The following is a 25,571-nucleotide window of genomic DNA, read 5'->3' on the forward strand; positions in this document are numbered from 1 at the left end:
GCGACACACTAATTTAGCAAAGACAATTTTATGACAATTGAACGTATTCAAACCGCAACTCGCATGAGTCGTATCGTTAAGCACAATGGTACGGTGTACTTATGTGGCCAAGTATGTGCTGACGCAGAGCAGGGCATCACCGAACAAACGCAAACTATGCTTGATAAAGTTGAGTTACTTTTAAATGAGGCGGGAAGTTCAAAAGAGCATATGCTCAGCGCCACTATTTATGTAAAAAGCATGGATTACTTTGCCGATATGAATGCGGTTTGGGATGCGTGGGTACCAGCAGATCATGCGCCTGCACGTGCCTGCGTAGAAGCTAAAATGGCCCGCGATGCTTTGTTAGTTGAGATTTCAGTTGTTGCTGCAATCAAGTAACCCCCAAGCAATTGAACGACTTATAAATGAATTTAATCACGCCTACAGTCGTTCAATCACAAAGCTCCCGGTTTGGCACTTTTGTGATAATCAAATTGATGCCGATGAATGTGCAGCACTGGTTTTAAAGGGCATAAAGCAAGCAACTACAACATCACTTTATTGGTTTGAGCATAGTAAAGAAGCGCTCCCCAAAGTTGGTGATTTAGCCATTTTCACTAACTGGCATGGTGAGCCTTTAGGGGTTATTGAAACAATGAGTGTCGCAATCGTGCCTTACAACGAAATAACCGCTGAATATGCGGCGTTAGAAGGTGAAGGAGATAAAAGTCTTCACTATTGGCGAAAAGTGCACTGGACGTATTATCAGCGGGAACTTGCCGAAACTAAATTTGAACGTAGTAATATGATGCCCTTAGTTTGTGAACAATTTAAATTGGTTTATGTGGCGTAATATTATTTTGTATAGATAAGGACAAACTATGAAATCTAACCCAGTAGTACTTATAACCGGAGCAAGCCGAGGAATTGGTGCTGCAACCGCAATTTATTTTGCTAGTCACGGTTATGATGTTTGTATTAATTATAAAACGGATCAACACAGCGCAGAAAAAATAGCAGAGCAAGCACGCGGCTTTGCTGTAAAAGCCGAAATAGTGCAAGCCGATGTGTCTGATGAAACGCAAGTGCTGACCCTGTTTACAAAAGTAGATGAGTTATTTGGCAAATTAGATGTGCTTATAAATAATGCGGGTATTTTGAAACCGCAAATGCCATTACTTGAGATGGGAGCCTCGCGTATAAATGAAGTGCTAACCACCAATGTAACAAGCGCTTTTTTATGTGCCCGAGAAGCGATTAAGCGAATGCCCAGTGGCGGCAGTATCGTTAATGTATCATCGGCAGCGGCTAAAACCGGTTCACCAAATGAATATATTGATTATGCCGCATCTAAAGGAGCAATGGACACGTTAACCATTGGTTTAGCCAAAGAAGTAGCCAAGTTAGGTATTCGTGTTAACTCAGTGCGCCCAGGGTTAATCTACACCGATATGCACCGCGATGGTGGTGAAGTAAATCGGGTGGAGCGTATTAAAGACAAGCTGCCATTGGGTCGAGGTGGACAACCTGAGGAAGTTGCCGCTGCAATTTACTTTTTAGCCTCTGAGCAGGCATCATTTACCACAGGTAGCTTTGTTGATGTAGCTGGCGGTTTGTAAAGGTTAAAGCAATACCGACAACCAAAAACTAAAGCTAATCACACTTAAAACCGTTGACAGTACTACTGCACCGGCTAATGTCACCTGATGTTGACCTATTTGACTGGCAATAAGGTAAGCATTTACACCAACCGGTGAGGCGCTTAATAGCACTAACACGTTCAAAATCTCTCTATCTAATTCAAATGCGTATGCACCGATTAAAAATACCCCAGCAGGAAGTAACAAAATCTTCATTAACGAGGCGATTAATGCGGGTTGCCAGTTAGCTGCAATTTTGTAAAACGCTAAGTTGGCGCCTAATACAAATAACGCGCAGGTAATGGCGGGGGTCGCTAAAAGCTCTAAACTCTTTGCTAGGTTATCAAACAAAACAATGCTGCTGACATTTAATATTAGCCCGCAGCCGATGCTCAATACAATCGGATTCAGTACCATGCTCTTAGCAAAACTTGACCATGAAAATGCATGTTCGCTGCCCTTTGCGCCGATTAAATAGGTGAGTGCAAATAGCAATGTGCTATGAAAGGTAATGATCATAAAAGCGATGGCGATCATTTCTTTGCCAAGGGATGCGATGATGATAGGAATGCCCACCAACACCATGTTTGAGTAACTCGACGCTAAGCCAAATACACTGTGTTGTTGATAATTTTTTTGCTTAGCTAAATAACAGCGGTCAACCAAAATACCTAAGGCAAATACGCTCAGTACAGGAATATAAAAACTCAGAAAGGCCGATAAACTAATGCTTTGCTGTAAATCGATTTGCGACATATTTAAAAATAAAAATGCCGGCAGGCTAATGTAAAAAGTAAACTTACTTAGCCCTGCAATGTGTTGCTGTTCAAAAAACTTTAATTTACAACAACTAAAACCAAGCGCAACAATGAAAATCAGCGGAAAGATGATAGAGAAAATATGCACTGCACTGTTGCCTTGAAATAGGGATAACGTTAACGCTTAGCGTCTAAATTCATCACTTTGTGGTAAGTTTATTAAAATAAGTACTGCACCTTTACCACCGTATTCAAGTGGCGCTTGGTGTATTGCTATGACATCTGGATGCTGTACTAAATATTGCGGCACTTTGTGTCTGAGTATATGCCCACCAATACCATGTACTACACACGCACAGTAGTAATGCTTCTTTTTGCACTCATGGATCAGTCCTGCGAGTTCATCTTTTGCCAACTCCTTATTTAAACCATGTAAATCAAGGGTTAAATCAGGTACAAAGTCACCTCGGCGTAACTGCTTTGCTAAAAAACGATCTTGACCGTCTTGCACATAATTAACCGTTCCGTTGGTATCAATATCTGGCACATATTCATCAGAAAAGAAAAATTCTGCCTGATGTTGCTTTTTTTGCTGGGCAAACAGCTTAGCTTGTGAGATTTTAGGTTTGTTAGCAAAGCGATGCGTGTCTTGTTTAAATACACGGGCACCATTAATACTTTGACGAAACATATCGATGTCGTCAGGGCTAATATCTGCGTTTGAGAGAGGATCTTTTTTCATAGCGGCAGTCTAAACAAAAAAACGCTAGAAATCGAGTGAAAACAGAGTAAAAACTGTGTAAAAAAGCGTTACAATAGGGCAATCATGGGGCCTTAATTGCGCCTCGATTGAATTGATATTTTCTAAAGCAGCAGGTAGATAACGAATATGAGCGAATTATTAATAGAAGAAGCAACCTTAGATGAAGCTGTAGCAGAACTGTCAACGTTACACGATTGGCTACGGTGGACCACGAGTCAATTTGCCAGCAGTGGTATTTTCTTTGGTCATGGAACTGATAACGCATGGGATGAAGCAGTCAACTTGTTACTGCCCGCGTTAAGCTTACCCATTGATGCACCAAAAGAATTAATGCATGCCCGGTTAACTAGCACCGAAAAAAACCGCCTTGCGGGATTAATTGCAGAACGTATAAATGATTTCACGCCAGTACCTTATCTGACTAATATTGCATGGTTTGCTAATATGCCATTTTATGTCGATGAGCGCGTATTGATCCCACGTTCACCTTTTGCAGAGTTAATACATAATCGCTTTTCACCTTGGCTAGCTGAGCCTGAATCGGTAAATCGTATTTTAGATTTATGTACCGGTTCTGGTTGTATCGCGATTGCATTAGCACAAACTTTTGCAGAAGCGCAGGTTGATGCCGTTGATATTTCTTATGAAGCACTCGAAGTTGCTGATATCAATATCACTGATTATCAGTTAAGTGACCGTGTATTACCTATTCAATCCGACGTATTCAGCGGTGTACCAGGGCAGAAATATGACCTGATCGTGGCAAACCCTCCGTATGTAGACGCCGAAGATATGGCTGATTTACCGCGTGAGTTCCACCATGAGCCAGAGCTTGGTTTAGCATCAGGCCATGATGGTCTTGATGTAACCCGTACTATTTTGAGTGAAGCGGCCGATCATCTAACTGATAACGGTTTGTTATTTGTCGAAGTTGGTAATTCTATGGTACACATGGATGCCCTTTATCCAAATGCGCCTTTTGAATGGGTTGAGTTTGAGCAAGGTGGATTTGGCGTATTTGTGATCAGCAAAAAACAACTCGTTGCATATTTCGCAGACTGATCACCACAAAAATCAAAGCCGAGCCTCAGGCTCGGTACTTAGTAGTCATTAGGAATGAGGAAAGTTAATGGCAGGTAATAGCATAGGGCAGTTATTTAAAGTGTCCACCTTTGGCGAAAGCCACGGCGTCGCCTTAGGCGGTGTTGTGGATGGCACGCCAGCAGGCCTTGAAATCACTGAGGCAGATTTACAAATCGATTTAGATAGGCGTAAACCAGGGCAAAGCCGTTACACTACGCAGCGCCGTGAGAGTGATCAAATTAAAATTTTAGCGGGTGTTTTTGAAGGTAAAACCACCGGAACCAGTATTGGTTTATTAATTGAAAATACCGACCAACGTTCACAAGATTATGGCAAAATTAAAGACGTATTTCGCCCAGGTCATGGTGACTACACGTACTGGCATAAATACGGCCTACGCGATTATCGCGGTGGTGGCCGTTCATCTGCTCGCGAAACCGCTATTCGTGTTGCCGCAGGTGCGATTGCTAAAAAGTATCTAAAGCAATTTCATGGTATTGAAGTACGCGCGTGCTTGAGCCAACTTGGGCCAATTAAAGCTGAAAATTACGATTGGGATGAAGTTGAAAATAATCTTTTCTTTTTCCCAGATGCAAGCAAGTTAGACGCGCTTGACGACTATATGCGCGACCTTAAAAAACAAGGTGACTCAGTCGGCGCGAAAGTAAAAGTAGTGGCTAAGAATGTACCTGTTGGTTTAGGTGAGCCGGTATTTGACCGCCTTGATGCAGAACTTGCCCACTCACTGATGAGTATTAACGCAGTAAAAGGCGTTGAAATTGGCGACGGCTTTGATGTGGTTGAGCAAAAAGGCTCTGAGCATCGTGATGAGTTAACCCCTGATGGCTTTACCTCAAATCATGCCGGTGGGGTGCTTGCAGGTATCTCTACAGGGCAAGATATAATCGCGTCAATTGCACTCAAACCGACATCAAGTATTACGATCCCCGGTAATAGTATTAACACGAGTAATGAATCGGTTGAGATGATCACCAAAGGCCGTCACGACCCATGTGTTGGCATTCGTGCAATCCCGATTGCCGAGGCGATGATGGCCATTACTTTAATGGATCATTTACTACGTCAACGTGGTCAAAACCCGCATGTTCATCATGAGCATGGGCCAATAAATGGCTCTGTTTAGGGTTTAGTTAAAAGCATTTAGAATTATTTAAAAGCGCGATGTTAATCGCGCTTTTTTGTTGTGGTTATTTTAAGATAGACATCAAAGTTTCAGGAGCGGGATCAGGCTGTGTTTTTGATCTGTCCATTGCGCCAAATGTACTGTTGAATAAGGTGTTATCGGTGATAAGTCTGTCATGGCTATCGAATTTAAAAATGCTTGGTTATTCGTCATTACGACCCATTGTGAGCCTAACTGCGTACCGCTATAGTTAAATTTGATCAGAGATTTATCGAAGCGCTTACTGTGAGCTTGGAGCACTGGCATCAAATCAATATGATTATTGGATATATGGATAATTAATAAGCCGCCTTTTGTTAGTCGCTGCCAATATAACTGAAAAGCTTCCTCAGTCAGTAAATGGGTAGGAATAACATCACTTGAAAAAGCATCAATAATTAACGCATTCATTAACGGTGCATTATTTTTTTGCTCTTCAGTTAAGGTGATTCTGCCATCGCCAATAGCCACATCAATGCGTGCAGGACTATCTGTTAAATATGAAAAATAATTCATGGCCATGTTATAAACCGCAGGGTTAAGTTCATAAAAGCGGATTTTATCGAACTTATCGCCAAACTTTGCTAAAACTCCAGCACCTAAACCAATAATACCTATATTTAAATCTTGTTGCTTTTTTAATGCTGACAATGATTTAGCGATACCAGTATGGTGATGGTAATAGCTGTTTGTGAGTTCAGTTTGTTTATTAAGTGGCTGTGAGCCATGAATCGTTGTGCCATCGATTAGGCGTCGTTCAGCAAGATCAGACGTTGTAATGTCTTTGACAGTGACATAACCGTAAAAATTTCTCTCAGACGCTAAGTTGTATTGATTAAAATTAACAAAAAGATAGCTATATCCTGTGCCCCAAATAACCAGCGTAGCCAGTAAAGCTATTTTATAGCAAGAGGACGTTTTCGTCGTCTGGGTGAGTAGCGTGTATATAAATAATGAAAGCGCTACAGCTAACGCCACAATGAATTCTGTTATTTGTTCAAACAGTAGCGGTGCGACTAAGGCACTGAGTAAACTGCCGATCACTCCTCCTAAAGCGATATATAAATAAAATACAGTAAGCAGTGAGCCATCTGGCGCGAGTTTTCGAAGTTCACCATGACAGATCATACAAACAATGAATAAAATAAAGCTGTAGATCACCAGTTGAGCTAAAGCATTAAATTGGCTGCCAAGGAAAAACATCATCAGCCCTGCGAATGCGCTAAATATTAATAAGTACGTCCAATGGGCGCGATTATAGCTTTTTGCGGATGCAAACGCATAACTGAAGGTCAGCAAATATATTACCAATGGTAAAGCCCATATCAGAGGCATAGGCGGGATGTTGATGCTGATCATCTGAGTTGTCGCGATCAACATCATTGAACTGGTTGCTGAGAACGCAATCCACAGCCAATTAGGTTTGACGAGCAAAGTCGTTTTTGACTTAGTAATAGCTTTATCAGCGATACTGCCATTACTAAATAATACATAAATTAGGCACAATAACAGTATACAGTATGCAAATAACCCCACTGTCCAATAGCTCTTTTGCTCATCGATTGAAAATAAAACTTCAAAAATAAATGGGTAACTCAGCAAAGCAAGTAGTGAACCCAGATTCGAAAGCGAATACCATTGATAAGGTACAGTCATAGCGGTCGATTCAATATACCAGCGCTGCAATAGTACGCTGGTGGCACTTAGTAACATAAAGACTAAGCCAACCTGTAAAAACAATTTAGCAATCACTGACCACGCTGGTGTTAGTGATAAAAATAGACTGACTTCCATTGTGTTAAAAGTAATGATGCTCGATACAGCCACTAACAATGTGTGTATAAATAATTGTCGTTTGAGCTGATAACGGCTTAACAAATGAGCATATAAATAGCCGAGTAACAGCATGCTTTGATAAAAAAATAGGCTGGTTGACCAAACCGAAGCGCCACCGCCAAACTCGGGTAGTAGCTCTTTAGATAAGATAGGTTGAATTTGAAAGAGTAGAAACGCGCTCACAAAAATAATGAATGTCGATAATATCCGTTGCATCTTTTTTATTACTTAGTAAATGGTGCCTAACCATTAACTGAACTAATTAATGCGGCAATGTAATAACCCTTGAGTTTATCTTAAGAAAATCTTAATCTATGATTTGTATGAATTTATTGGAGTTGTAAGTGGGTAGGTTTCGAATCGGGAATTTTGACGTCGATGTTAGCCGTGGTAAAATTTCCTCAGCTGAAGGCGTACAAATTGTCGAACCTAAGGTTATGGATGTGCTCCAATTTTTGTACTCTCATAGGGGCAATGTGGTAAGCCAGGAAGAAATTTTTGCAGCTGTGTGGCCTAATTCAGTGTTTAGCCCAAGTAATGTGCAACGCAATATTGCACTGCTTAGGAAAGCATTAAATGAAGATTCTAAAAATCCACAATTCATCATTACCCACCCGAAACGGGGTTATTGCCTTGAGCTTAACGAACAAACACGTTCTCACTGTGTAAAGTGGCCGTTGTTGGCTTTTATTGCCGTGACAATTGTATGTTTGGTTGGTGGTTGGTGCGCATTTGCAACGCAGGTTGTTAAAACTGATTTCTCTGCGTTGGTGCCTGTAACATCAAATGAAGCCAATGAATCCTCTCAATCGCAATCTAATAACGGCAATTATTTAGCATTTGTTCGCGGTGACAATGATAATCAGCATATCTGGCTAAAAGAATTAACGACAGGTAAAGAGGTACAATTATCCCAGCACCCATCGACCTACTATAGTCTAGGGTGGAGTGCGGATAATCGCGCATTGGCTTTTATAGAAAAACAAAATGATGTTAGCCAATTAGCGTATTTTAATTTAGACATGGTAACTCTAACGAGTTTAAATTACGCCAACGTACTGGAATTTAAAGAATATTTAGTTACCAGCCAGCAATTACAATGGACTAATAACAATCAGGTTTATTTTATTGAGCGACGAAAACATAAAAATGATACGCAGCTTTCGACCGTCAATATAGAAACTAAACAAAAACAGGTAATCAAAGCCTCAATGGGTCAAGACTGGTTAAAGTTACATGCGTTGTCGCCAGATCAAACGCAACTAGCGCTTGGTTATGAAGCAGGACAAAATAACTACCGTATTGAAATACTGAATTTAACGGATAATAGTAGTAAAACAATTGCCGTTATTGAAGATGGTATTCAGGGGCTTAGTTGGCACCCAAGTGGTGAATACTTGCTGATAAGCAACACAAATAATCTATTACTTATTGATCGTCAGGGCAACTCAACTGATATCGAATTTAATAATTATCAAGTTATTCGAGATGCTGCATTCACGCCATCTGGTGAGGAGATATTGATGGAGCTTGTAAATATTGATGTTGATATTTTGCGTGCAACTAGTGCAACACCTCAGCAGTATGAAAAGCTCGTCGATACCTCGTCGGTTGATTTTTTGCCGGTATTCTCACCTGATTCAACTAAGTTTGTCTTTGAATCCCATCGTTTTGGTTTAAAACAGCTATTTTTATATGAGCAAGGTAAACAAACGCTGATTTTTGCAAACCCTAATAATGAAGAACTGTTTGGGGTTGTTTGGTCAAAAAATGGCGAAGAAGTGATCACCGCAAGCAAAGATAAACTGTTTCGAATTGATTTAAAAAGTGGCGATTATCAAGAAATAGCCCACCATCATCATTCGTTTTATCTCAGAGAGAAGTTTTATAATGAAGATGCGATCTTGGTTTCATATCGCGCTGACGATGGCGTTACATTTCACCCAGCAAAATTAGACATGCAAACATTAAGTTTATCGCCATTCACTGGCCAAGGAGAGCGGCTGGCTTGTTATGCAATGGCTTTAGACAAACACGATCAGATTTATTTTTCAAATAACAAACAGGTATTTCGACTCGATCAAGATGGCAATTTTGCTCAAGTATGGCACGCAGATGATAGTGATATTATTGGTCTGGCGGTCGATGAGCAAACGTTGAGTATTACCTTAGAGCAAGAAGATGGTTATGAGCTTAATATGCTTGATTTACAAAGCGCTCACTCAGAAATACGCCATATCGCGAACGAGAAAGGTAATATGTTAATTAATGCTTCACACGATAATACGCAACTTTTATATCTTACTGAGCCAAAGCGAAAACGCACCTTAGTAAGGCTGCGATAGTCTTTAAAACCCAAAATTCACAAGGTAAGTGCATAATCTGCTGCTATTAGCTTTACTAACTCTCGTTTTATCGGGTTATGAGCGTGGTTTGCGTGTAATAGTACGATATCAATAACGGGCAAGGGCGGCAGAGTTGAGTCAGTAACCGTCACCAGCTCCTGAGTGTTACTTACCTCAGCCATCACACCAACGGCTAGATTGGCTTTTACTAATGCTGTGAGCGCACTGAGCGAGCCGCAGCAAGCAACAATGTTAAATGGGCGTTCAGCCTTTAGTAACCCTTCAATAGCCGCTTGATGAAATTTACAATCTCGTTGAAATATTGCAACCGGCAGGGTCATAGCGGATTGATAGTTAAATTCGGCACTTTTAACCCACACACCTTTGCTTGATTCTAAAAAATAACCTTCTTCAGAGCTGGGCGAGCGCGTCGCAATCACCATGTCTAGCAAGCCTTGATCTAGTTGTGTTTTGAGCTGGTTGGTCGGCGCGCAACTGATTTGTAAATCAAGTTGCGGTATATGTTTATGTAATAAAGCCACAACTTTAGGTAATACTGTGCCTGCATAATCGTCAGGACATGCTAAGCGCACGCGAGTTTGCCCACCACCGGTTTTAAGTTGTTTATAGGCTTCATCATGCAGTGCTAATAATTGTTTTGCGTAGCTGGCTAAGTGAACGCCACTTGACGATAGTACAAGCTGCCTGCCTTGTCTGATAAATAATGGATTACCCAGCTCTTGTTCGAGCTTTTTCATTTGCATGCTCACTGCCGATTGGGTGCGGCATACTTGTTGAGCAGCGCGAGTAAAGCTGCCCGTTTCAAGAAAAGCGCAAAAAGTACGTAGGGCGTCTAAATCCATATTTAACTCATCTATCAATTTTATTTATGTATTGTATAAAAACTATTGGTAAGTAATTAATTTACTACTGCTCTATATTAGGGATATTAAACACTACTAAGGAACGCAAATGCAATTATTTATCGGTAATAAAAACTATTCGACATGGTCGCTTAGAGCATGGTATTTAATGAGTAAATTCAATGTTATTTTTACTGAGAAACAACTCGTATTAGACACCCCTGAGTTTTATGAAACGCTTAAAAACAGTTTTGCAGTACAGAAAGTACCCGCCTTAGTCGATGGCGACTTGCAGGTATGGGATTCATTGGCAATTTGTGAATACATCAATGATGCTTATTTATCAAATACAGCTTGGCCTATTGATACTGCGCAGCGAGCGACAGCCCGCAGTTTAAGCGCTGAAATGCATACCGGCTTTATGGCGCTGCGTAATGAAATGCCAATGAATATTCGTGCAACTCGCCTAATTGAGTTATCTGCGGCGGCTAAAAAAGACATTAGCCGCATTGATGAAATATTCAGCCAGCAACAACGTAGTTACCCAAATGCGTGGTTGTTTGGTGAGTTTAGTATCGCAGATGCTATGTATGCGCCTGTAGTACTTAGGTTAAAAACCTACCAAATTTCACTTTCAGCTTTGGCGGAGCATTATTGTCAGCATGTTTTAAGTTGCCCTACATTACAACAGTGGATCACCGAAGCGCTAAAAGAAACTGATATTGTTGCTTGCGATGAAGCAGGGGTTGATGTTACTTAAAGTAACTTGCCAAGCGATAAGGTTATGAGGACGTATGGAACAGATTAAGCTATCACACCAAGATACATTAAAGCGGCTAGAAAGGTTTAGTCGCTTTACCGACAGCAGTATTGGCATTCCTTTTACTCGGTTTAAGTTTGGCGTAGAGGCACTGATCGGTATTCTGCCTGGTATTGGAGATCTAGCTGGGCTAATTTTATCTAGCTATATTCTATTTGAAGCCCAGCGTCTAGGAGTTAGTAAGCGTATAAAATTACGTATCGTAATAAATATGTTGATTGATTTTTTTGGTGGCCTAATTCCGCTTGTCGGTGATATTTTTGACGCTTACTTTAAAGCAAATACCCGCAATACCCGTCTACTGAAACGCTACTTAGTAAAACAATAACGATAAAAATAAGTTAGTTTTTATCGTTATTAAAAAAGTATTCTGCGATCACTTGTTTCTGTTGGCCAAACGGGTCTGAAATGCCAATCCCAATGCCGATTATTTTACCCTGCGCTTCAGGCGGGTGGGCTTGCATTTGTTTATTTAAAATAACGAGCTTAGGGCTTTTCTCGTTAGCTAATAATGTTAAATGCGGCTGAAAGTTCTGAAATACATTGGGGCTACCATAGCGCTCAAATGCCGTTAATTTGTTGGGGTAGTTTTTAACCCAGCTAGGGATTGTGGCATTTGTATCGCGTAATGGCTCAATCGCCAGTGTTACTTCGTCCGATAGCCTTTGCAGCTTAGGCGAATACTGTAAGTTAATAAATGCCCAATTACTTTGCGTAACACTAAAACCTTGCGCTGTTATAGCAAACTCTTGATGTTGCTCGGTGATACTTTTTACAGCACGTTTAATGTCTTCTTCTGAGCCTTCAACAAAGTCAGTTAAATACAAAGTAGCGTGCACTGGCTTACCTTTTTCATAAAAACTCATGATCCCTTCTTTTTTTAATGCATCACTAGTTTGCTCAACTAAGTTAATGATTGACTTGGAAGGGATTGCAAACACATTGATGCTGACACTTTTTGCAAATGAGGGCAGGGGGATACTTATCAGCGTAATTAAAGTAACAACTAAAAGCTTCGGTCGTTTTATAAAAAGTAATTTGAACATGGGTTTATAATTTTATTCTTAAATTCGGATAGTAAGTGTAAAGAGGATAAGGGTTATTACTTGAACAGTAAATAAAAGCAGCTAGATTGCAGCGAATACATATTTTTGGCTTAGCTAAATTTGCAAAGTAAAGGCAAGACAATAACGCATGGCTGCTTAGTCGTTATCAACTTTTACATTCTTGCTAAAAGCCCGTACAATTCGCCTCGATTTTAATGTGCATTTGTTGCATTTTACCGAGGCGAATTAATCAGACTTTTATGCATCAAATAGCCGATTTAACATCTATTTTTGAACGCACTTTTTACCACAGCCATAATACACGCTTGGTCAAAGGTGAGCATGAGCCTATTTATATTCCCGCTGATGTTAAAACGCCGTATCATCAAATTGTGTTTGCCCATGGTTTTTATGCCAGTGCACTGCACGAAATAGCTCATTGGCTAGTGGCGGGTGATAAACGTCGTTTACTCGAAGATTACGGTTATTGGTATTGCCCAGATGGCCGTGATAAAGCTCAGCAAGCAGAATTTGAAGCCGTTGAAGTAAAACCGCAAGCAATCGAGTGGGCGTTGAGTGTTGCTACAGGTTTTGAGTTTAATGTTTCGGTTGATAATTTAAATGGTGAGCAAACCTGTCGTTTTGATTTTCAGGCGCGAGTACACAAGCAACTTTTACAGTTACTAAAAATAGGCTTTAATCCTCGGACTACTGCACTTTTAAAAGCATTAAGCGAATTTTACAATACGCCATGGCCATTGAATGCCGGGCAGTTTGTATGGCAACATCCTCAGGAGTTAAGTAATGCAGTTTAAGTTAGGACTAATTGTAAACCCAGTTGCTGGTTTAGGTGGCAGTGTGGCGCTCAAAGGTAGTGATGGTGTTGCGGCTAAAGCTCTGGCCCTTGGCGCTGAGCCAAAAGCTAATTTACGCACTAAAGCAGCGCTTGAGGTGTTATTGCCTTATCAAGATAAAATAACAATTTATACTGTTAATCACTCAATGGGTGAAAGCACCGCGACAGATCTTGGTTTTAATACCGAAGTTGTGTATCAAAGCGAGCACCCCAGTAGTGCAGATGATACTGAGCGTGCAGCCAAGGTATTGCAACAGCTAGGTGTTGATTTAATTTTATTTGCTGGTGGCGATGGCACTGCGCGCAATATTTGTCATGCGGTTGAAGATAGCGTACCGGCACTTGGCATTCCTGCTGGCTGTAAAATTCATTCAGGGGTTTATGCAATCACGCCAAAGGCCGCAGGGCGGGTAGTCGAAATGCTGGTCAAAGGTGAACTAGTTACCTTAGGCGATGCCGATGTGATGGATATTGACGAAGATGCGTTTCGTCAAGGCACAGTTAAAGCAAAACGTTATGGTGAAATGCAAGTACCCAGTGAAGTACGTTATGTACAAGCGGTAAAAAATGGCGGTAAAGAAACCGACGAGCTGGTACTTGCTGATATTGCCGGCTATGTCGTCAGTGAAATGGATGAAGATACGTTATATGTAATGGGCAGTGGCTCAACAGTTGCAGCTATTATGCAAGAAATGGGACTTGAAAATACCTTATTAGGTGTTGATTTAGTTGCAGATCAAAGCTTAATTGCGCAAGATCTTACAGCTGAACAATTATTAGCGATGACCCATCAGCGCGACACTAAATTAGTGATCACGCTAATTGGTGGCCAAGGCCATATTTTTGGCCGTGGCAATCAACAGTTAAGCCCAGCACTTATTCGCGCGATAGGGCTGGATAATATTATTGTGGTGGCTACCAAAACTAAATTACAGGCTTTAAACGGCCGCCCGCTCATTTGCGATACAGGCGATAGTGAGCTGGATGATGAATTAAGCGGTTATATTCGTGTAACCTGCGGATTTAACGACCATATTATGTATGCAGTAGGCCATCAAGATTGATTGGTAGAAGACCCTGCAAAATCAGGAGAAGTAGAAGTGAGTTTAGTAAATTATATTGACGCAGCCCAACAGTATTTTGATGACTTAGTGATCAAAGCCACTGATGATGAGTTATTTGCCGGTGGTTATTTACGAGGCCATTTTGATTTAGCAGTAGGCTATGCGCAAGTTGAAGAGCTTAATCTTGAAATAGATGAGCTCAATGAAACCGTTGAAAAAAGTTTAGTGAAAGCGTATCGCAATGGTGAGCTTAACGAAGAAGATAAAGCCCTAGTAGTAAGATTATGGGAAGAAGTAAAAGCACTCGCTTAAAAGACTAAATAAAAAGTTATTTAAAAAAACGGCAATAGTGCCGTTTTTTTGTGCATTGAGCCTATTTAGTTCCTATAAAATGTATTTTCTGTTCACTTAAAATTTACCTCATTCCCTAGATACGCTAAAGTACCACTGACTAAACTCTAGGGAACAAGTGAAATGAATAATAATAAAGATGCGGCAATGCCCTCGGGCATAGTTGCGCGATTTTTAAATTTTGTTGAGCGGGTAGGAAATAAACTGCCTGATCCGGCAATCATCTTTTTGTTTGCCATGTTACTAATTTGGCTACTGTCGTGGTGGTTCTCAGGTGTTACTTTTGACGCTATCGACCCTCGTACCGGTGAAGCCATTATTATTAATAATATGTTGGCGAGTGATTCGTTGGCGACCTTTTTATCATCAATGGTAAAAACTTTTACCGGTTTTGCACCGTTAGGTGTGGTGTTAGTGGCCATGCTGGGTGTAGGGGTTGCTGAACATTCTGGCTTTATTAATACTGGCCTTAAGTTAATGTTAAAGGTGACACCTAAAAAACTTTTAACACCGTCAATTATTTTAGTCGCCATCGTCAGCCATACAGCAACCGATGCAGGTTATGTGTTAGTCATTCCGTTAGCTGGTGTTATATTTTATGCAGCAGGGCGCCATCCATTGGCGGGTATTGCGGCGGCATTTGCGGGAGTCAGTGGTGGCTTTGGTGCAAACTTTATTCCGTCGGGGATTGATCCACTATTGCAAAGCTTTACCCAAAGTGCGGCGCAAATTATTAACCCCGCGATGTCGATTAACCCATTAAATAACTGGGCGTTTACCTCGGCTTCAAGTTTATTCATTATTTTATTAGGCTGGTACATCACCGATAAAATCATTGAACCACGGTTAAAAAATACCGAATTAGATGGTAATAAAGAAGATTTACCTGCATTTGAAGATGCCCGTAGCGACGAAAAACGCGCGTTTTTTATTGCAAGTACAGTGATGATTGCAGGTCTTGCGTTATTAGCTTATGTGTCAGCCCCTGCGGACTCTGCAATGCGAAGCGAAGATGGCTCTTTAACTAATTTTCGCTCGCCTATAATGCAATCTATCGTACCGCTAATTTTCCTACTGTTTTGGATACCTGGTGCAGTGTATGGTTTTACCGTTGGCACCTTTAAAAGCTCTAAAGATATGATAGATGCCATGAGTAAAGCAATGGGCGGCATGGCGTATTATATTGTAATGGCGTTCTTTTGTGCCTTGTTTATTGCTGCATTTAGTAAATCAAACTTGGGAGCTCTGCTGGCAATTGAAGGCGCACAGCTGTTAAAAGCCATGCAGTTACCAAGTGCGGTGACTGTTGTCGGTATCATCTTTTTAACTGGTTTTGTAAACTTGTTTGTTGGCTCAAGTTCAGCAAAGTGGGCGCTACTGGGCCCGGTGTTTGTGCCTATGTTAATGCAGTTAGGTATCTCGCCAGATTTAACTCAAGCGGCTTATCGCGTGGGCGATTCTAGTTCAAACATCATCACTCCTTTAATGCCGTATTTCCCATTAGTTGTGGTGTACTGCCAAAAATACGTCAAAGGCACGGGCATTGGCACGCTTATCGCGATGATGCTGCCATATTCAATCGCTTTTATGATTGGCTGGAGCTTATTTTTACTCGGTTACTGGGCACTGGGTATCCCGCTTGGATTAGACGCAAGTTACGTGTACCCAGCAGTCGCGCCTTAATAAATCACGGCTAAATATTTATGTGTAAAAACCTCGTCATTATAATGGCGAGGTTTTTTTGTGGTTAGTTTTATCCAGCCAGTTGTCAATTCGATCGTATACCCAGCTTGGTACGTATAAACCGGTAAATATATTCGTTAACTAGGTTTTAGTATGGCCAATGAACGCGCTGTTCCTACATCTCGATTTTCACGCTTTGCAAAGTTAGGCTCATTAGCAACCAGTGTCGCGAGTAATATGTTATTTGAGGGAGCCAAAAGTACTCTTTCAGGAAAGGGTTGGGATAATAAGAGCTTATTACTGCAGCCTAAAAACATAAAAAACCTAGCGACAGAACTATCACACTTACGCGGTGCGGCAATGAAATTAGGGCAGCTACTGTCAATGGATGCTGGGGATCTACTCAGTCCAGAGCTTGCTCAATTACTTGCATTACTTCGATCAGACGCTAACCCCATGCCACACAAACAACTCATTACTGTATTAAAAGAGCAGTGGGGAGATGACTGGTTATCGCGCTTTTCACATATTGAGCTTAGGCCATTTGCTGCCGCTTCTATTGGTCAAGTGCATTTGGCCTACCATGAAAACGGCGAGCAATTAGCTGTAAAAATTCAATACCCGGGGATCGCAAAAAGTGTGGTCAGTGATGTTGATAATGTTATATCGCTGCTTACATTGTCTCGTTTATTACCTAAAGATCTTGATATTAAGCCACTCGTCGCAGAGGCTAAAATACAATTATTAGCGGAAGCTGATTATCATCGTGAAGCGCAGTATTTATTACGTTATAAAAATGCATTGGCAAATAACCGACACTTTATTGTTCCTAACGTCTATAAAGAGCACAGTACTAAACAAATATTAACGATGCAGTATATTGAGGCTCAGCCTATAGAGGGAATTACCGATTTACCCAAAGCAGAGCAAAGCTTTGTGGCACAGCAACTTATTGCGTTATTTTTCAAAGAAATGTTTGAATTTAGACTGATACAAACAGATCCAAACTTTGCTAATTTTCATTATCAACCAGCCACACAAAAAATCGTTTTATTTGATTTTGGGGCAACCCGCGAGATTTCGCCTCAGTTGAGCCAAGCTTATCTAGCTTTATTTAAAGCAGGCAGTGAGAATAATCGTGATGGGGTATTAAATGCGGCCACTCAGATTGGTTATTTTAAAGATACATTGCGTGACAGTTATAAAGATAATGTCATAGAGCTATTTTTAATGGCGTGTGAGCCACTGCGTCACGATGGTGATTTTGATTTTAAAAATAGCCAACTGGCAGCAAATATTAAAGATGCTGGGTTGCAACTTAGTGCACAAGCACAGCAATGGCATACACCACCAGTGGATGCATTATTTATTCACCGTAAACTTGCTGGTTTATATTTGATTGCGGCTCGCTTAGAAGCAAAAATAGATGTTAGAGCGTTATTTATGCCAATTTTATTAAAAACATGATTATTTTAGCGAATTCAAATATTCATTCAATGCAATTGCTATCAACGACTCTTATGACTTCACAAAATCTTCCCCTCACGAATATTTACTTTATTCCAAACACAAAAAAACCTTGTCACTTTCGTGGCAAGGTTTTTTTATTAAAGAGTCGTTGCTTATTTAGCTGTGAAGCTTACTGGGCGACGTTCTTTACGAGGACCGCTACGCTTATCACCGCGTGCACTGTCATCTTTGTTAAAGCTGCGTTTTTTGTCACCTGATGGACGCTCAGAGCGTTCAGCACGTGGTTCAGCAGGACCTTGATCTTGTGTTAATGTTAAGCCCATTGGACGTTTACAAATAAACACTTTTTGGAAATGATCAAGTACATCTTTAGGCATGTTTTGCGGTAATTGAACCGTACTGTGATTGTCGTGTAAACGAATATCACCAATAAATTTGCTTGAGATGTCAGCTTCGTTAGCGATAGCGCCAACAATGTTCTTAACTTGAACACCATGTTCACGACCTACTTCGATACGGTAAGTATCCATAGGGCCTGCATCACGGCTATTACGTTCACGTGGTTTAGCATCACGGTCACGTGCAGGGCGTTCGCTGCGTTCATTACGACGACCACGGTCACCACGATCATTACGCTCACGTGGGTTACGGTCATTACGTTCGCTACGCTCACGTTGTTGGATCTTAACTTCTTCAACCTTAATTGGTGATTGTTGCTGTGCTAAACACAGTAACGCACCTGCTAGGTCTTCAGGAGCAAGTTCAAGCTTTTGCGCCATATTAGCTGCTACTTCATTAAAGAAAGTAATATCTTTATTTTCAAGCGCAATAGCTAATTTAGCTTGTAACGCTTCGATACGTTTTTCTTCAACAACTTTTGCAGTTGGTAGTTCAACTTGTACAATATCTGAATTCGTATGACGAATGATATTTTTAAGTAAATAACGTTCGTTATGTTTTACGAAAAGAATCGCTTTACCAGTACGACCAGCACGACCTGTACGGCCAATACGGTGAACATAAGCTTCAGAATCTTGTGGGATATCGTAGTTGATAACAAGGCTTAAACGGTCAACATCTAGACCACGTGCTGCAACGTCTGTTGCGATAACAACGTTTAGCATGCCACTTTTTAAGCGTTCTACTGTGCGTTCACGTGCTTGCTGGTTCATGTCACCGTTAAGTGGAGCTGCAGAGAAACCTTCGCGCTCTAATAATTCAGCAAGTTGTACTGTATCGTTACGTGTACGTACGAAAACAATCGCGCCTTCATATTGTTCAGCTTCTAAAAAGCGAACAATCGCTTTATTCTTGTGTACGCTGGCATTCCAAAACACTTGCTCAACAGATGATACCGTTGAGTTACGCGCAGATATATGAACCTGTTCAGGGTTATTCATATATTTGCTGCTGATGTTTTGAATTTGCTTCGGCATGGTCGCAGAGAAAAGACATGTTTGCTTTTCGCGCGGCGTTTTTTCCATGATGTTTTCAACATCATCGATAAAGCCCATACGTAACATTTCATCGGCTTCATCAAGTACAAGAGCTTGTAAGCTGTCAAACTTGATAGTGCCACGGTTAATATGATCGATTAAGCGACCTGGAGTAGCGACAATAACTTGCGCGCCACGACGAAGTGCACTTAATTGGATACTGTAGCTCTGGCCACCATAAAGTGCCAATACTTCAATACCACGAACATGTTTAGCATATTGTTCGAATGCCTCAGCTACTTGGATCGCAAGCTCACGGGTTGGTGTGAGTACAAGGATCTGCGGCTGCTTCACAGACGGGTCAATATTATTAAGTAATGGCAGTGCAAATGCTGCGGTTTTACCTGTACCCGTTTGAGCTAGTCCCAGTACGTCCTTTCTTTCTAGCAATAACGGTATACATTGAGCTTGGATTTCAGATGGTGTCTTGTAACCCAACTCTTCAACTGCCTTCAAAATTGCAGGAGAAAGATTTAGAGATTCAAACGTGACTGGTTCTGACATTAATACGCCTCAACGAATTTAAAGAGGCGCGCATTGTATAGGATTTACGAGGCAAATGCTTGTATAAATTGAAACTAATTTGTATGTAGTTGATGTTGGTCATAATTTAATCAATTTGATTGTGGGTAAATCAAATTGATTAACAAATTTTATACAGAACTTATTGATAAAGTCCAAGATTTTCTTTAGCGTAAGCTTCAAACTCAGTGAAACCACCGATGTGTGCTTGGTCAATAAAGATTTGTGGCACGGTTGGGCAAGGCTTACCTGCTGATTGTTCTAAATCGGCTTTACTCACGCCTTCTTTAATAATATCAACATAACGGTATTTAAAATCATCACGTTCATTTGCTAGTTTTGCAGCAACCTCTTTAGCACGCACACAATAAGGGCAGCCTTCACGGCCAAAAATTACAGTTAACATATCGCTCTCCTCGATTTTATTTACATTCATCTTAACTAATTGAGAAAAAATAAACAGCGTAAAAAAACGATTGATGAATTCTATTTTAATGATTACATACACCTTTAATCAGTATTAAAGGTGTATGTGGGGTGGCTAATTAAAACTTAACACTAAAGCCAATTGAAGGGCGCATTTCAAAATCATCCTCGTTTTCTTTGATAATTAAATCATTAGTCGAGGTTACTTTCTGATAATCTAAATCAATGCTACTGGTGTTTGCTTGGCCGTAGGCGTTCATTAATTCTAAAATTAACACACCGTCTAAGCCCCAAAAGTCGGTTTGACGTTCAAAACGAAGATCAAGCCGATGATAAACATCGAAACGCTCAGAAAATGGATCACCATATTGTGGTAAAAAACGTCCTTCGAATTCGGAATTTTCTGTGACGCCAACAATCGGGGTGTAAGCTTGACCGCTGCGGGCAGTAAAGTTAAAGCCCCCTTGCCATTTTTCACTGATTTGGTAATTAAACACCATGTTGACAACTAAAGGGGTATCAGCGTAATAATCCCGAGTGATATTTTGGCGTTGGTCAGTGCGTTCACTTTTGGCATAACTAACTGCAAGCCAGCCATACCATTTATCAGTTTTATTTTTGTTTATTAATAGATCAACACCGTAAGCTCGCCCAGTTACATCATTACTGTAACGAATTGCTGCATCGGAATAATTGTTTAATGCCAACGGTAAATCGTCCATGGTTTTGTAATACCCTTCAATAGACCATGTCCATTCATCGGCAAGTTCTTGTGCAAAACCTAAACTGCTGTGTTTTGAGGTTTGCGAACGTAAATTCGGGTTGCCGTGTTCAGGCAATAGAGTGTCAATATCTTGCATGCGATTATAATGCCCGTATTTAGCATTGATGCTATTGTGATCATTAATAAAATAGCTAAGCGCAAGACGCGGCATCACAAAATCTTCATCAGTGTAATCATTGCTTTGATATTGCACGCCGACTTCGCTTTGCCATTGTTCGTTAATAACCCAAACATGGCTAACACCAACAAAGAACTTATCAAGGGCTAGCTTGTCTTTACCCGTTATTCGCTCACCTTTGTTTAGATCGCAATCAGGATCGAGCTCGGTACAAAGATATTGAAAACTATCGTAACTGTAAGTACTGTCGTTATCAAAATAGGCGGCATCAAACACCAGTTGCTGGGCTTTAGTAACACGCCAATTTAATCGTCCTTTATAAGTGATTTGCTTTTGTTGTTCTTCATCAAAATAGCCATCACTTAGCGTGGCACGTTTAGCGTATTCCAATCGGCCAGAATGTTCGAGCGAACCAACGCCTAAGCGTAAATGAAAGTCTTTATTAAAGTGATCCCATAAAATACTTTGGCTGGTAAATTCACGAATAAAATCAGCATCGCCTTGATACTCAGGATTTTTTAGTGAAAGTTCAGCGCGTTGATTAAAGCCTGCTGCAACCGAGTCTTTTGCGCCTGTAAATGACACTGTTAGGGCGTTTTGATTGTTTATATCCCAGATCCATTTGCCTTGGTAATCATGATCATCTGGGGGATCATTGATGGTGATACCACTGAGTTCACCATCGTCGTTTTCAAGCTCTTCACCTTTAGAGAAGAACAGTGGTAATGTACTTTTACGTGCTGATAAATAAAACGCGGTGTTCTGCGTGAGTTGCCCTTCAACAAAGACACCGGCATTAAACATTGTAAGATCAAGCGTGGTAGTAATCGGTTGATATTTAGGATTACGCAGTGTTACGTCAAATACGGCACCGGTGGCGTTGCTGTAACTGGTGCCATAGCCGGCTGAGTAAAGTTGAAAATCTTGAATAATGTACTTGTTGAAAATAGAACTGCCGAAATCATGAAAAATATAGCCTGCAGGCATAAAATCCACTTCAAACAAATTATCATCGGGCGATGAGCCACGTACCGCCGGTTCACTCATTGAGCCGCCAGCGGCGACAACGCCTGGTAATGCAAATACTGCCCGCAGTGGATCGCCCATAGCACCGGGCATAGTGATCAGTTTTTCAGTATTTTCGGTTATTTCACTGGTAATGCTACTGCGTTTATAAACGGTTTCAAGACGCTCTATTATTTCTTCATTAGCATCAACGTTGGCGTGCGTTAAAAATGGCAAACACAACGCCAGTGGCGTTAAACGGTAAAGTGATGGCAAGCAGGTGGCTAACATGATTCTTCCATGGTTATGAGTAAGTGTGACTGCGACCTATAGTAATGAGAAAATATATAAAAATACGTAGTAAACTGTACGAAAATGTAGGCAAATGTAGGGAGGTGTTACAAGCTGTTACATTTAGTTTTGAGCTCTGATAGTAATACCTAATTGGCTTGAATAGCCCATTGAGCGTGCGGTTATTCGCAGTTGTTGATCAATTACATAGTAAGTAGGAAAGGCGCTGATTTTATAATTACTCTGGGTATTTTTATCGCCTAGTAAAATGGGCATTGTGAGTTTAAGTTCACTAACAAACTGCGCAACTGCTTGTTCATTTTTATAATCAAGTGCAATGCCAATGGCGTTGATATTAGAATCAACCAATGCCGCTTCTAGGTTTGGCATACTGTAACGACAGATTGTGCACCATGGCGCAAAAAAATAAACCACGGTGGTGTTACCTTTGAGCATCGCAATATCAATACGTTGTTCGCTGTCATTGAGCACAGGTAAATTAAAATATGGAGCAGGGCTGCTATCTGAGCTGAGTAAATTGCGTTGCTGATATGTAGTCACTACAAAAAACACCACAACTAACATAATTATATTGAGCAGCAAACTCGTTACTTTTTTCATATCGACCTCTAAAGCTAATTCCCCTTATTACTATTTAAAGACTTGAAAAGCAAACTTTGAGTCCTCACTTTATTGAGTAGGCAAAAAGAGATTTTGAAAAAAATAAAACTTTTTTCAAAAATAATCTTGAAAACAATTTTGCCGTCCATATATAGTTTAGTGAGGACGCCTGATGGGTCCCAACTAAACATAAGTAATTGAAATTTATATTATTAATTAAACTTTGCTTGCGCTTGTTCAACCGAAAAGCACATGCAAAATATCGCTTAAATATGAGGATATTATTATGCGTACAGTAGATTTATCACCACTTTATCGTTCATTCATTGGCTTCGATCATTTAGCATCTTTAATGGATGCGGCCGCTCGCACTGACAAGCAGCCAAGTTTTCCTCCGTATAACATCGAAGCACTCGATAAAGACAAATATCGCATTACTATGGCTGTTGCCGGTTTTAGTGATAATGAGCTGACGATAGAGTCAGAAAATAACACCTTAAAAGTTGCTGGCATTAAAGCCAATAAAGATGACAGCGCAGAGCGCAAATTTATTCATCAAGGCATTGCTGAGCGCAACTTTGAACGCAAATTCCAGCTAGGTGACCACGTTAAAGTACTCGGCGCTGATTTAGCCAATGGGCTACTTAGTATCGACTTGCAACGCGAGATCCCTGAAGCACTTAAACCACGTAAAATTGAAATTGGCAGTGGTAACTTGCTAGAAGGTAAATAACCATCCCTTTGACAGTGTTTTTCCCCTAATTTACTTGTTATTTTTAGTAGCCGCCTCAGTTGAGGCGGCTTTTTTAGCTTTGCTTAAACATCGGATCCGCTTAGCGCACCATTAATCGCAGATGATTAATGATGCTGTGTTCAGTTAGTATCTTTACTTTTTAATTTGGCTTGCATGTCTTTTAAGGCGGCAATTTTATCAATAGCAACTTGCAGCTGCCGTTGAGGGAGGCCTTTTTGACGGCCTTTTTCGAGCAAGCTTTCAAGGTTAGTTATTTTTTGTTGAGCAGCTATTACAAAGCGTTGCTCGAGCTGAGTTTGCTGCTGTTTATGAAAATCGAGGTAAGCTTGATGATCGGTTAAGTCGCCTTGAAACTGACTCGCACTGATTGGATTTTTTGCGATGACAGGCAAGTAACTCGGTGTAGTAATGGGCGGCAGTTGTTGACTGGCATCAGTATTTTTTAATGAGGTGTGACTATCAATCGCCGCTTCAGCAGTCATATCTGGATTAATAGCTGTCGGTGCCGACGCATTATTTATTTGTGGTGCGGGCGTTACTGGCGTTAAATCATCAGCAGCGCGGATGGGAGCTATTTCACGTTTTCGCTCTGTTGTTAAATTTATTACTAAAAAACCTAAACAAGCGACGCCTGTAATTATGTAGATAGCTTTTTTATTCATAGTTTTACTGCATTTTGTTGTTGCCAAGCCAGCCAATTTTGCTGATAGCGTTGCTGCGCTTTTTGTATTGCGATGGCTTTTTTAGCTTGATAGCGAACCGTTTCGTCAGTAGCGCTAAAGTAGTTATACTGATGGTTATTACTAATTATGACGACCCATAGACCTTCAGGTGAGCGCATCACCGCAGATAATTCTTCTGCTTTTAGCGTATAAGCCAGTTGCACAGCCCAATTACTTTTATTTTTGCGAGTTAGTTTATTGTGATACTTAGCATAAATGTCGGTTTGCTGTGATATATATAATGCATCTGTAAAAGAGCTTGCTTGTACTGTGTTTCTAAAGCGAACCGCTTGGTCTCGCTCAGTAAACGCAGCGCCGTAAGCTGTCACTTCACTAAGGTATTTAAAGCGCACTTTATTTGCCTGATAATAATTTTTTATTTCTTTATCGGATATTTGTTGTTCAAGACTGTCGAGTATTGGGCTTTGAACGTGCATCATGTCTTTAATACCTAGCCAACTTTGAATCGAAGGCCTTAAAATATCGCCTTTTGCTAGTTCTTCTAGGTGCGCGATACTGATCCCTTGCTTTAAAAGTAATGGCGTTGCTTTTAAAAGCAACGCCTCAAATTGTTGCTTTTTTATCACTTCAGTTTTGAATAAGTCACTTTCACCTTGGTGCAGTCGAAAGCGTACTTGCATAGATAAAGGGGCTATAAACTCATAAAGATTGACGGCGGTTGTAAAGAGCCCTCTGAGCTCAGTGCGCTGCATTTTATTGATTTGTTCAGCGTTGTATTGGCCATCAGCAGGGTAGCTAGGCAATACTTTGAGCAGCCACTGGGCATTATATTGTGTGAGATTACTTCCTTTAACATAGGATGTTGATAAATTGAGTTGCCTGTCAAATATGTTCATTAAATAGCGCTCAACATGGTACTGCGTGCTAAAGCCTACCGCAGATTGACGTTCAAGCAGCTCAGGCATATGTTGTTCTGCTTGATATAATAAAAATTGATTTTCAAACATATGTTTACGAACGTCTTTGCGACTAATGTTGGCATTGTGTTGTTGATAAACTTGCTGCATTAAACGCACTTCAGCAGCGCTATATTGGTTAAATGATGCCATTGTTAGGCTGCTATAAAGC

General features: G+C 40.6%; 25 protein-coding genes. 14 read left to right on the forward strand and 11 right to left on the reverse strand.

Features of this window, described 5'->3' with window-relative positions; genetic code table 11:
• The first annotated feature begins 30 nt into the window (after nt 1–30).
• From FW757_RS16130 to FW757_RS16140, 3 genes are read left to right on the forward strand one after another with little or no spacing between them, the layout of a single operon-like run.
• A complete protein-coding gene (locus tag FW757_RS16130; protein ID WP_182784340.1) occupies nt 31–381 on the forward strand; it encodes a RidA family protein in 351 nt (116 codons plus the stop codon).
• On the forward strand, nt 362–835 hold the full coding sequence (locus FW757_RS16135) for an ASCH domain-containing protein (protein WP_182767925.1): 474 nt from the start codon (nt 362–364) through the stop codon (nt 833–835). The genes FW757_RS16130 and FW757_RS16135 overlap by 20 nt, the downstream gene beginning before the upstream one ends.
• 28 nt (nt 836–863) lie before the next feature.
• Nucleotides 864–1,601, forward strand: a complete 738-nt coding sequence (locus FW757_RS16140) for an SDR family oxidoreductase (protein ID WP_182767924.1) — start codon at nt 864–866, stop codon at nt 1,599–1,601.
• 3 nt (nt 1,602–1,604) lie between these two features.
• Here the strand turns inward: FW757_RS16140 and FW757_RS16145 are convergent, their stop codons facing one another.
• Nucleotides 1,605–2,528, reverse strand: a complete 924-nt coding sequence (locus tag FW757_RS16145) for an AEC family transporter (protein WP_182767923.1) — start codon at nt 2,526–2,528, stop codon at nt 1,605–1,607.
• Nucleotides 2,529–2,564: 36 nt separating this feature from the next.
• Complete coding sequence (gene smrB, locus FW757_RS16150) at nt 2,565–3,122, reverse strand: endonuclease SmrB (RefSeq protein WP_145240381.1); 558 nt, start codon at nt 3,120–3,122, stop codon at nt 2,565–2,567.
• A gap of 147 nt (nt 3,123–3,269) precedes the next feature.
• On the opposite strand from smrB, the gene prmB reads away from it, so the two are divergent.
• Nucleotides 3,270–4,205, forward strand: a complete 936-nt coding sequence (gene prmB, locus FW757_RS16155; protein ID WP_145240383.1) for a 50S ribosomal protein L3 N(5)-glutamine methyltransferase — start codon at nt 3,270–3,272, stop codon at nt 4,203–4,205.
• Between the two features lie 67 nt (nt 4,206–4,272).
• Nucleotides 4,273–5,370: a chorismate synthase gene (gene aroC / locus FW757_RS16160; protein ID WP_145240385.1), complete on the forward strand. Its 1,098-nt coding sequence runs from the start codon at nt 4,273–4,275 to the stop codon at nt 5,368–5,370.
• Nucleotides 5,371–5,451: 81 nt separating this feature from the next.
• On the opposite strand, the gene FW757_RS16165 is transcribed toward aroC, so the two are convergent.
• On the reverse strand, nt 5,452–7,461 hold the full coding sequence (locus FW757_RS16165) for a fused MFS/spermidine synthase (RefSeq protein ID WP_182767922.1): 2,010 nt from the start codon (nt 7,459–7,461) through the stop codon (nt 5,452–5,454).
• A gap of 128 nt (nt 7,462–7,589) precedes the next feature.
• Here FW757_RS16165 and FW757_RS16170 point away from each other — a divergent pair, with 128 nt between their 5' ends.
• A complete protein-coding gene (locus FW757_RS16170) occupies nt 7,590–9,590 on the forward strand; it encodes a winged helix-turn-helix domain-containing protein (RefSeq protein WP_446441435.1) in 2,001 nt (666 codons plus the stop codon).
• Nucleotides 9,591–9,607: 17 nt separating this feature from the next.
• Here the strand turns inward: FW757_RS16170 and FW757_RS16175 are convergent, their stop codons facing one another.
• The gene (locus FW757_RS16175; protein WP_446441436.1) at nt 9,608–10,453 is read right to left on the reverse strand and encodes a LysR family transcriptional regulator; all 846 of its coding nucleotides are present in this window, start codon (nt 10,451–10,453) and stop codon (nt 9,608–9,610) included.
• Nucleotides 10,454–10,562: 109 nt separating this feature from the next.
• Here FW757_RS16175 and FW757_RS16180 point away from each other — a divergent pair, with 109 nt between their 5' ends.
• Both FW757_RS16180 and FW757_RS16185 read left to right on the forward strand, forming a co-directional pair.
• A complete protein-coding gene (locus FW757_RS16180; protein ID WP_145240393.1) occupies nt 10,563–11,213 on the forward strand; it encodes a glutathione S-transferase family protein in 651 nt (216 codons plus the stop codon).
• Between the two features lie 34 nt (nt 11,214–11,247).
• Entirely contained in the window at nt 11,248–11,601 is a 354-nt protein-coding gene (locus tag FW757_RS16185; RefSeq protein WP_145240395.1) for a DUF4112 domain-containing protein, read from the forward strand.
• Between the two features lie 13 nt (nt 11,602–11,614).
• Here the strand turns inward: FW757_RS16185 and FW757_RS16190 are convergent, their stop codons facing one another.
• Entirely contained in the window at nt 11,615–12,319 is a 705-nt protein-coding gene (locus tag FW757_RS16190) for a 2'-5' RNA ligase family protein (protein ID WP_182767919.1), read from the reverse strand.
• Nucleotides 12,320–12,579: 260 nt separating this feature from the next.
• Here FW757_RS16190 and FW757_RS16195 point away from each other — a divergent pair, with 260 nt between their 5' ends.
• From FW757_RS16195 to FW757_RS16215, 5 genes are all read left to right on the forward strand, one after another.
• Entirely contained in the window at nt 12,580–13,134 is a 555-nt protein-coding gene (locus FW757_RS16195) for an elongation factor P hydroxylase (RefSeq protein ID WP_149983018.1), read from the forward strand.
• On the forward strand, nt 13,124–14,239 hold the full coding sequence (locus FW757_RS16200) for an ATP-NAD kinase family protein (protein WP_182767917.1): 1,116 nt from the start codon (nt 13,124–13,126) through the stop codon (nt 14,237–14,239). The genes FW757_RS16195 and FW757_RS16200 overlap by 11 nt, the downstream gene beginning before the upstream one ends.
• Before the next feature lie 36 nt (nt 14,240–14,275).
• Nucleotides 14,276–14,551, forward strand: coding sequence for a YfcL family protein (locus tag FW757_RS16205; protein WP_145240403.1), 276 nt, complete (start codon nt 14,276–14,278; stop codon nt 14,549–14,551).
• 162 nt (nt 14,552–14,713) lie between these two features.
• Nucleotides 14,714–16,273 (forward strand): AbgT family transporter, encoded by a 1,560-nt coding sequence (locus tag FW757_RS16210; protein ID WP_182767916.1) that lies wholly within the window; start codon nt 14,714–14,716, stop codon nt 16,271–16,273.
• Nucleotides 16,274–16,426: 153 nt separating this feature from the next.
• Nucleotides 16,427–17,740: an ABC1 kinase family protein gene (locus FW757_RS16215; RefSeq protein ID WP_149983015.1), complete on the forward strand. Its 1,314-nt coding sequence runs from the start codon at nt 16,427–16,429 to the stop codon at nt 17,738–17,740.
• 155 nt (nt 17,741–17,895) lie between these two features.
• Here FW757_RS16215 and FW757_RS16220 read toward each other — a convergent pair whose 3' ends face one another.
• From FW757_RS16220 to FW757_RS16235, 4 genes are all read right to left on the reverse strand, one after another.
• Nucleotides 17,896–19,743, reverse strand: coding sequence for a DEAD/DEAH box helicase (locus FW757_RS16220; RefSeq protein ID WP_145240410.1), 1,848 nt, complete (start codon nt 19,741–19,743; stop codon nt 17,896–17,898).
• 160 nt (nt 19,744–19,903) lie between these two features.
• Nucleotides 19,904–20,167, reverse strand: a complete 264-nt coding sequence (locus FW757_RS16225; protein WP_182767915.1) for a GrxA family glutaredoxin — start codon at nt 20,165–20,167, stop codon at nt 19,904–19,906.
• A gap of 139 nt (nt 20,168–20,306) precedes the next feature.
• Entirely contained in the window at nt 20,307–22,385 is a 2,079-nt protein-coding gene (locus FW757_RS16230; RefSeq protein WP_182735591.1) for a TonB-dependent receptor plug domain-containing protein, read from the reverse strand.
• Nucleotides 22,386–22,508: 123 nt separating this feature from the next.
• Complete coding sequence (locus FW757_RS16235) at nt 22,509–23,006, reverse strand: TlpA family protein disulfide reductase (protein WP_145240416.1); 498 nt, start codon at nt 23,004–23,006, stop codon at nt 22,509–22,511.
• Between the two features lie 286 nt (nt 23,007–23,292).
• On the opposite strand from FW757_RS16235, the gene FW757_RS16240 reads away from it, so the two are divergent.
• Nucleotides 23,293–23,739, forward strand: coding sequence for an Hsp20 family protein (locus FW757_RS16240; protein ID WP_145240418.1), 447 nt, complete (start codon nt 23,293–23,295; stop codon nt 23,737–23,739).
• Between the two features lie 140 nt (nt 23,740–23,879).
• Here the strand turns inward: FW757_RS16240 and FW757_RS16245 are convergent, their stop codons facing one another.
• A complete protein-coding gene (locus FW757_RS16245) occupies nt 23,880–24,422 on the reverse strand; it encodes a hypothetical protein (RefSeq protein ID WP_145240420.1) in 543 nt (180 codons plus the stop codon).
• Nucleotides 24,419–25,552, reverse strand: a complete 1,134-nt coding sequence (locus FW757_RS16250; protein ID WP_259400104.1) for a peptidyl-prolyl cis-trans isomerase — start codon at nt 25,550–25,552, stop codon at nt 24,419–24,421. The genes FW757_RS16245 and FW757_RS16250 overlap by 4 nt, the downstream gene beginning before the upstream one ends.
• Between the last annotated feature and the right edge of the window lie 19 nt (nt 25,553–25,571).

The organism is Pseudoalteromonas sp. 1181_04, assembly GCF_052850545.1.

Bases quoted from the DNA above. Each gene is read 5' to 3' on its own strand.
- FW757_RS16190 (WP_182767919.1), bottom strand. From the start codon at position 12,319: ATGTTCAAATTACTTTTTATAAAACGACCGAAGCTTTTAGTTGTTACT.
- FW757_RS16225 (WP_182767915.1), bottom strand. From the start codon at position 20,167: ATGTTAACTGTAATTTTTGGCCGTGAAGGCTGCCCTTATTGTGTGCGT.
- aroC (WP_145240385.1), top strand. From the start codon at position 4,273: ATGGCAGGTAATAGCATAGGGCAGTTATTTAAAGTGTCCACCTTTGGC.
- prmB (WP_145240383.1), top strand. From the start codon at position 3,270: ATGAGCGAATTATTAATAGAAGAAGCAACCTTAGATGAAGCTGTAGCA.
- FW757_RS16200 (WP_182767917.1), top strand. From the start codon at position 13,124: ATGCAGTTTAAGTTAGGACTAATTGTAAACCCAGTTGCTGGTTTAGGT.
- FW757_RS16230 (WP_182735591.1), bottom strand. From the start codon at position 22,385: ATGTTAGCCACCTGCTTGCCATCACTTTACCGTTTAACGCCACTGGCG.
- FW757_RS16235 (WP_145240416.1), bottom strand. From the start codon at position 23,006: ATGAAAAAAGTAACGAGTTTGCTGCTCAATATAATTATGTTAGTTGTG.
- FW757_RS16195 (WP_149983018.1), top strand. From the start codon at position 12,580: ATGCATCAAATAGCCGATTTAACATCTATTTTTGAACGCACTTTTTAC.
- FW757_RS16220 (WP_145240410.1), bottom strand. From the start codon at position 19,743: ATGTCAGAACCAGTCACGTTTGAATCTCTAAATCTTTCTCCTGCAATT.
- FW757_RS16185 (WP_145240395.1), top strand. From the start codon at position 11,248: ATGGAACAGATTAAGCTATCACACCAAGATACATTAAAGCGGCTAGAA.
- FW757_RS16180 (WP_145240393.1), top strand. From the start codon at position 10,563: ATGCAATTATTTATCGGTAATAAAAACTATTCGACATGGTCGCTTAGA.
- smrB (WP_145240381.1), bottom strand. From the start codon at position 3,122: ATGAAAAAAGATCCTCTCTCAAACGCAGATATTAGCCCTGACGACATC.
- FW757_RS16245 (WP_145240420.1), bottom strand. From the start codon at position 24,422: ATGAATAAAAAAGCTATCTACATAATTACAGGCGTCGCTTGTTTAGGT.
- FW757_RS16240 (WP_145240418.1), top strand. From the start codon at position 23,293: ATGCGTACAGTAGATTTATCACCACTTTATCGTTCATTCATTGGCTTC.
- FW757_RS16215 (WP_149983015.1), top strand. From the start codon at position 16,427: ATGGCCAATGAACGCGCTGTTCCTACATCTCGATTTTCACGCTTTGCA.
- FW757_RS16210 (WP_182767916.1), top strand. From the start codon at position 14,714: ATGAATAATAATAAAGATGCGGCAATGCCCTCGGGCATAGTTGCGCGA.
- FW757_RS16140 (WP_182767924.1), top strand. From the start codon at position 864: ATGAAATCTAACCCAGTAGTACTTATAACCGGAGCAAGCCGAGGAATT.
- FW757_RS16175 (WP_446441436.1), bottom strand. From the start codon at position 10,453: ATGGATTTAGACGCCCTACGTACTTTTTGCGCTTTTCTTGAAACGGGC.
- FW757_RS16165 (WP_182767922.1), bottom strand. From the start codon at position 7,461: ATGCAACGGATATTATCGACATTCATTATTTTTGTGAGCGCGTTTCTA.
- FW757_RS16130 (WP_182784340.1), top strand. From the start codon at position 31: ATGACAATTGAACGTATTCAAACCGCAACTCGCATGAGTCGTATCGTT.
- FW757_RS16250 (WP_259400104.1), bottom strand. From the start codon at position 25,552: ATGGCATCATTTAACCAATATAGCGCTGCTGAAGTGCGTTTAATGCAG.